The organism is Microcystis sp. LE19-195.1E (genome assembly GCF_027532095.1).
GTDB classification, from domain to species: domain Bacteria; phylum Cyanobacteriota; class Cyanobacteriia; order Cyanobacteriales; family Microcystaceae; genus Microcystis; species Microcystis aeruginosa.
Genome location: NZ_JAPZSZ010000199.1, coordinates 1 through 6,457, shown reverse-complemented (window position 1 = coordinate 6,457; position 6,457 = coordinate 1). Strand labels below are relative to the sequence as shown.

Genomic DNA, 6,457 nt, shown 5'->3' with positions numbered 1-6,457 from the left:
ACCCCACGCCGTAAACGGACGTGGATTCTTCTAGCATCACTGCTGTGAATTTCTGGCTCAACGAGTCCACTTGAATTAGATTCCTGGCGAAATCCAACCCAGAGGTGGTTCTCTCCTCAGACTTTCGCGACCTTACAGAAGCCTGTTATCGGGGGCCCCTACGATACAGTTCAAAACCTCTAAAATAATTGGTTTCTTTGGTACTTGACGCTTAGAGCTTTTACCTATAGGAGCATTCCCCTATAGAACCCCATAACTCTAGTTTTCAAGGTGCGTTCATCGGTTGATGACTGGGTTTTTTAAGCGGTTGCTTACCCGGCCCCCTATTCTTAATATCATACATCCTATAAAGTCGCCCTAAAAGGGCGAGGCTTTAAACCCAATTTTTCGGTAAACGGTCTTGACGCAGCAAATCCGCCAGATTTTCCCGTTCAAGGATGAGATTAGCTTCTCCGTTGTGGACAATTACCGCCGCCGGACGGGGTAAGCGGTTGTAATTAGAAGCCATACTGTAGTTATAGGCTCCTGTGGCTAAAACCACTAAAATATCCCCCGGGTTGGTTTTCGGTAGCGTAATATCCTTAATTAGAATATCGCCAGATTCACAATGCTTTCCAGCTATTGTCACCACTTCCTGACATTCTTGACTCATTTTATTGGCGACCACGGCCCGGTAAACCGATTGATAGGTAATCGGTCGGGGATTATCAGACATTCCGCCATCAACGGCGACATAGGTGCGGATTTCGGGGATTTCCTTGCGATTACCCACTGTATAGGCCGTTACGCAAGCGGTGGCAATCAGAGAGCGTCCCGGTTCGGCAATGAGCAGCGGATAAGCGATACCTCTTTCCTGACAAGCTTTAGCCACTGCTAAGGACACTGCTTGCACCCATTCCTCGATACTTGGGGGGTCATCACTTTCGAGGTAGCGAATCCCTAAACCACCACCGACGTTTAATTGCTCTAGGGGTAAACCGCGTTCTAAACCTAATTTAAACCAATCTGCCAAGACAGCGGCTAAGTCTTGGTGGGGTTGACGTTCAAAAATCTGGGAACCGATGTGAGCGTGTAAACCCAGACAATTCAGCAGCGGATGAGCTAAAACATAGTCAAATACCGCTTCGATTTGATGGGGGTCAAAACCAAATTTACTGTCTAAGTGACCCGTGCGAATATATTCGTGGGTGTGGCACTCGATACCGGGGGTTAACCGCAATAGGATCGGAATAGGGTTATCAGGACGATTTTCGCCTAATTTAACCAGATTTTCTAACTCTAGCCAGTTATCAACGACAATAATGCAGTTATGCTCGATCGCATATTCTAACTCGGCGATCGATTTGTTATTACCATGAAAGTATATAGGCACATCGGTTTTATTGATCTGGTCTAAAGCGGTTAACACCGTGTGAATTTCTCCGGCCGACACCACATCAAAACCTAATCCCTCCCTAGCGACCACGGCCGATAGGGCCAGGCAATTCCACGCTTTCGAGGCATAAATTACCCTAGATTCTCCGGGATAATGAGTCTGGAAACCTTGCAGGTATTGACGACAGGCTGTGCGGAGGGTGACTTCATCGACAATATACAAGGGTGAACCGAAACGTTCCACTAGGGTGGTCACATCACAACCACCGATTTCTAGACAATCACGGTTATTAACCTTGGCTGTCAGGGGGAACAGGGTTTGATTCGGGGATAGACAATCTTGATAGGCTAAATATTTTTGTCCGGAATTGTTGATTTTAGGTTCAGTTGATAGCATGATCGGTGTTTTTTGTCAAGAAATCGATAATTTTTGTTACAATCTCCGCGCATCCCCGATTCAGTCAAGGGAATTTTGACCGTCGGTGATCTAGATAGCCAAAATAGTTCTCTCTTTCAGTGTACGATCAACCACCCGCTAAAAATCCCTTTTTTGTCAGGAAAAAATCGAGCAGCGACCCCGAAATAGTGGTAATAGTATTGAAGGAGTGGTCTTAAAAGTGATGATATGACTGACCAGAATGGCGTGTTAGTAGAAGAACAAAGCGAGGATATTACCCGTAAGATGAGTCAATTAGCCACTGAGTCGCCGAAAAATCAATTACAGATTCTGACACAATTAGCTGGGGCCGGAGAAGCTGGCCTAACTGTATTGAGAGATTTTTTGTTGGCCCAGCAGCCCACTCCTGTTAATCTGGTGACAGGTAAGGCTTATCAATTGCTCTATCAAGATAATAGCGATCAGAGCAAGGAATTTTTAGCTAATTATTTCCCCACGGGTGTTGTTCCCCTCGATAGTGCTAAAGGTATCGATTATCGACTTTTACAGGAATTATTGGCTAAACAGGATTTTCAAACTGCCGATAGTCTCACCCGTCAAAAACTCTGTGAATTAGCAGGAGAAGGAGCAATACAGAGGAAATGGGTCTATTTTACGGAAGTGGAAGCTTTTCCCAAGGTTGACATTCAGACTATTGATCATCTTTGGTTAGTTCATTCGGAAGGGAAATTCGGTTGGTCGGTGCAGCGCAAATTATGGATAGGTGTGGGACAAGATTTCCCGAAACTCTGGCCGAAAATTGGCTGGAAAAATGGCAATAATTGGACAAAATACCCCCAAGAATTTACCTGGGATTTAAGCGCTCCCGTGGGCCATTTACCCCTGTTAAATCAACTGCGCGGGGTGAGAGTGGCTGCCTCTTTATTCTCCCATCCCGTCTGGAGTGAAAAATAGATTGAGAGCATTCGGCCCGCTAGTGTATCAGATTTCTACATTTTCGGGACGATTTCTTGTAAGGCCGCTTCTAGATTAGGATAACGATAGTCAAAACCGATCGCTTGAGTGGCTTTTGGCAGCACTTCTTGACCTTCTAAGACGATTTTTGCTCCTTCTCCCAAGAGAATTTCGAGGGCAAAATCTGGCACTGGCAACCAAGAAGGACGATTCATTACTTCCCCTAAAATCTGACAGAATTCTTTCATCCGGACGGGATTGGGTGCAGTAGCGTTGAAAGTGCCGCTAATTCCCTGGCGATCAAGACAATAGATAATTAAATTAATTAAATCATCCCGATGAATCCAAGAAAACCACTGACGACCGCTGCCAATCGGTCCGCCGGCAAATAGTTTGAAGGGTGGGATCATTTTCCCTAAAGCACCCCCATTGCCTAAAACAATACCCGTGCGAAGAATGACTAAACGAGTGCCGTAATCTTTAACTTTTTGGGCGGCTGTTTCCCACTTTTTACAGACATCTGCCAGAAAATCGTCACCGGGAGGGCTATTTTCGTCAAAACTAGCGGTTTCACTGGTTCCATAGTAACCGATCGCCGAGGAGTTAATTAAAACTTTCGGTTTCTGGTCGGCCAGTGCGGTCGCAACGCGCTCGCTACGCGAGATCGCCTCGACAATTTTCTCGGTGCCGATTTCCCGACTAGCGACGATTGCTCGTTTTGCTTCCCCGGTCCAGCGTTCCGAAATCGGTTCTCCCGCTAGATTAATCACCGCGTCACATCCGCAAATCTCTTTTTGCCAATCCCCCGATTCTGTGGCGATATAGGGAATAATCTCTATCTTAGGATAGATTGACTTTGGGTAAATTCTTCGGGCTTTATCGGGATTGCGAGTCAAAATTAGGATGTCATCGCCGCGATCATAGAGTTTGACCACCAATCGACTACCCACAAATCCCGTCGCCCCAGTAATCGCTATTTTCATGGTTTCTTGACTAAATTTATCCTTATTTTAGCTGGTTTTTAACTATCAGAATTCAGGAGTTGAGAGTTGGGGTTTTAGGGTTTTAGGGTTTTAGTTGAAATTTCCCCATTCCCCTATCTCCCCATCACCCTATCTCCCCATTCCCCTATCTCCCCATTCCCCCATCACCCCACTTCTCACTTATCCTGATACCCCATCCCGTTGGCTGCCGCATAACGATTCATAAAGCGCAGAAAACGCTCCCAGTGTTCATCGGTGATTTCAAAACCACATTCTACCCGTTGAATTTCATCCCCTTCATCTCCTCCAAAAATAAACTTGGTTGAGTTGGGAATAACTATAATCACTCCTTCCTCATCGGTGAGACGAAGATCACCGTAGGTGCGGGTGGTGAAACTTTGGAAACGTTCGATCGCTTTCAGGGTTTTAAAAGTCATCAGGACATTGCGAATCCCGGTACTTTTATTTTTGCGGAGACTAACACCGCTTAATTCTTCTGATAAACCGACAAAAAACTCGATCGTGGGAGTGGTCATAGGTATAGCCATAAAATTTTAGTTATTGATTTTCTCTTAATTACTTTTGATGGGGAAAAATTAGTTCATGATTACTAATAAAGTAACCATGAACGGAAAAACAAGCTATTCCGCTTCTCCACCTTGGATTTTGAGGAGGAGAAAACCCCAAGCTAATCCGACGAGGACGAGAACGATCGCCACGATCGCCCCATTAAATAACATACTTTCTGCGGTCATGGTGATGGCTCCTGAGCCTACAATAATCGATCAACAGATCAATGGTATTTTAACCTACGAAGGCGATCGACTGCTGCCGGACTAGGACAAAATTGAGGGGGAAAATCGGCCAATAACTGTGAGAATTTTCCTAGTATATACGTTCTAGCAATCCTGCCCCTCTCCTCAAGGAAGGATGCTCACCCCCATGCTAGATATTTTTAATACTATCTTTATATTTGCCGTCACTACTTTGTGTTAATGTCTTATCTGCTTAATTCTCCACTTATACTAGAAAAATTAAGTATTGATAACTATTGGTGATGACTGGTAAAAAATCATTTATGCTCAAGATCAAGTTAATATTATTTTTAGGTTTGTTGCTGCTGAGTTGTCAACCGACTAATCTCAATGGTAATAATAGTTCAATGGCTCAGATTACGACTGAGAATCAAGGGCAAATATTACCGATCACGGCCAAAGCAGATATTAATGGTGAGATGATTGAGTTAGAAGTGGCTCAAACCCCAGAACAACAGGCCAAGGGTTTAATGTATCGCTTGTCTTTGGAGAAAAATCGCGGTATGCTATTTCCCTTTGCACAACCTCTGGTGGCCCGGTTTTGGATGAAAAATGTCTCGATTCCTCTAGACATGATTTTTCTAAAAGATGGTATAGTAAAAGCAGTTTTGCTCAATGTCCCCCCTTGTGCTGTGGATCCTTGTCCTGTCTATGGTCCAAACACCATGGTTAATCAAGTCATCGAACTAGCTGGGGGTCGAGCGAAAGAATTAGGAGTGAAAGAAGGAGATAAAATTAAGATTGAGTTTATCTCAAGACCTTGATTTTTGAAAATGGTGTTAACTTTCTTATAGAAGGTGTCCCTTGTCTGGAAATATAAGTATGGCTTTTAGAAGCTATTACGCATTTATACTGTTTAAGATATAACCATATCGATTAAGATTTTTATAGTCTATCAAGTCATAGATTGAATAATCTTTACCCTTGATATAGATAGATTAAACAGAGACAAAATTCTGCTCGATCTAACGGGACTATCTTAAGAGAGCCAGCGATTTTTAGGAAAGCGCTCTCTATCATCGGGATAGCTTAGATACAGAAAAAACGGTCGCGAGACTAACTGTCCTTGAAACCGATCAGGTAGTGTTTTGTTAAAATCACGAGATATACTATACTATTGAGCAAAAAAATCCCCCTATGTCCACGATTGCCTATTCCCAATTCCGACAATTTCTACAAGAGGAATTGTCCCTTCCCCAAGAATCGATCGCTATGGCCGAGCGCTCGATCCAATCTGATAAAATTCATTTACCGATGATTCTCTGGCAGTACGGTTTAGTGACCTTGGAACAATTAGACAAAATTTATGATTTTCTCGAAGAGGTAGTCTAATCTTACAATTGCTCACTATTGACAAGGAGAATAATTGCCATGGCTGCTCATAGTTTCTGGCACAGTTTGAAAATTCCGATCCCAAAAACTACCAATCATCACTTGAGAAGTGGGTTATTTAAACCCACTTTTTTAATAACTATACAATTGAGAATTATCGATTAACTGCTCAGTCCATGAAACCCCATGACCAATTTGCCAAAAATTACCTTGAACAATTACTTTCTCCCCTGGGAATCGTCGAAATCAGTAAAGAAGTCAGCGACGAAACTCGACAGATAGATTTATTTTTTTCCCCCAATGCCGAACCCAACCCCAATTATCTGGGATTATTAGGCAGAATTGTCCTTAATACTGTCTTAATTGAACCCTATCGCAATCCTCCCAATCGTAGCGAGATTCGCAATTGTTTAGCGAAACTTTTGACAATTTTAGCCGAACTGCAAAGACAAGCTAAACGGGAAAATCAGAGCTACAATGAAGACAATGCCCCTCGTTTGTGGATTTTATCCCCTTCGGCTGGTATCACTGTTTTAGAGGGATTTGGGGCAAAATTAGACCCAGATTGGCCAGAAGGAGTCTATTTTCTTCCCTCGCTTTAT

At 43.4% G+C, this 6,457-nt stretch carries 7 protein-coding genes and 1 pseudogene; 4 read left to right on the top strand and 4 right to left on the bottom strand.

Features of this window, described 5'->3' with window-relative positions:
• Positions 1-373 precede the first annotated feature (373 nt).
• A complete protein-coding gene (gene lysA / locus O9300_RS11480) occupies positions 374-1,771 on the bottom strand; it encodes a diaminopimelate decarboxylase (protein WP_287971757.1) in 1,398 nt (465 codons plus the stop codon).
• 228 nt (positions 1,772-1,999) lie between these two features.
• Between lysA and O9300_RS11475 the strand changes: the two genes are divergently transcribed.
• A complete protein-coding gene (locus O9300_RS11475) occupies positions 2,000-2,725 on the top strand; it encodes a GUN4 domain-containing protein (protein WP_287971755.1) in 726 nt (241 codons plus the stop codon).
• Between the two features lie 35 nt (positions 2,726-2,760).
• On the opposite strand, the gene thyD is transcribed toward O9300_RS11475, so the two are convergent.
• The 3 genes from thyD to petM all read right to left on the bottom strand — a co-directional run bounded on the left by thyD (position 2,761) and on the right by petM (position 4,463).
• On the bottom strand, positions 2,761-3,708 hold the full coding sequence (thyD, locus tag O9300_RS11470) for a thylakoid membrane protein ThyD (RefSeq protein ID WP_287971753.1): 948 nt from the start codon (positions 3,706-3,708) through the stop codon (positions 2,761-2,763).
• 176 nt (positions 3,709-3,884) lie between these two features.
• Complete coding sequence (psb28, locus tag O9300_RS11465; protein ID WP_002757021.1) at positions 3,885-4,244, bottom strand: photosystem II reaction center protein Psb28; 360 nt, start codon at positions 4,242-4,244, stop codon at positions 3,885-3,887.
• A 105-nt stretch (positions 4,245-4,349) separates the two neighbouring features.
• A complete protein-coding gene (gene petM / locus O9300_RS11460) occupies positions 4,350-4,463 on the bottom strand; it encodes a cytochrome b6-f complex subunit PetM (RefSeq protein ID WP_012265655.1) in 114 nt (37 codons plus the stop codon).
• A 302-nt stretch (positions 4,464-4,765) separates the two neighbouring features.
• Here petM and O9300_RS11455 point away from each other — a divergent pair, with 302 nt between their 5' ends.
• The 3 genes and pseudogenes from O9300_RS11455 to O9300_RS11445 all read left to right on the top strand — a co-directional run.
• Complete coding sequence (locus tag O9300_RS11455) at positions 4,766-5,287, top strand: DUF192 domain-containing protein (RefSeq protein WP_287971759.1); 522 nt, start codon at positions 4,766-4,768, stop codon at positions 5,285-5,287.
• Between the two features lie 373 nt (positions 5,288-5,660).
• Positions 5,661-5,855 carry a DUF2949 domain-containing protein gene (locus O9300_RS11450; protein ID WP_002732568.1) on the top strand — a complete coding sequence of 65 codons (195 nt, stop codon included), beginning with the start codon at positions 5,661-5,663 and terminating at the stop codon, positions 5,853-5,855.
• Positions 5,856-6,031: 176 nt separating this feature from the next.
• Positions 6,032-6,457 (top strand): annotated as a pseudogene (locus O9300_RS11445) (flagellar assembly protein H); the annotation flags it as partial.

What these genes read in the sequence shown, in the direction of transcription:
- O9300_RS11455 (WP_287971759.1), top strand. Translation starts at nt 4,766, where the DNA reads ATGACTGGTAAAAAATCATTTATGCTCAAGATCAAGTTAATATTATTT.
- O9300_RS11450 (WP_002732568.1), top strand. Translation starts at nt 5,661, where the DNA reads ATGTCCACGATTGCCTATTCCCAATTCCGACAATTTCTACAAGAGGAA.
- psb28 (WP_002757021.1), bottom strand. Translation starts at nt 4,244, where the DNA reads ATGACCACTCCCACGATCGAGTTTTTTGTCGGTTTATCAGAAGAATTA.
- thyD (WP_287971753.1), bottom strand. Translation starts at nt 3,708, where the DNA reads ATGAAAATAGCGATTACTGGGGCGACGGGATTTGTGGGTAGTCGATTG.
- lysA (WP_287971757.1), bottom strand. Translation starts at nt 1,771, where the DNA reads ATGCTATCAACTGAACCTAAAATCAACAATTCCGGACAAAAATATTTA.
- petM (WP_012265655.1), bottom strand. Translation starts at nt 4,463, where the DNA reads ATGACCGCAGAAAGTATGTTATTTAATGGGGCGATCGTGGCGATCGTT.
- O9300_RS11475 (WP_287971755.1), top strand. Translation starts at nt 2,000, where the DNA reads ATGACTGACCAGAATGGCGTGTTAGTAGAAGAACAAAGCGAGGATATT.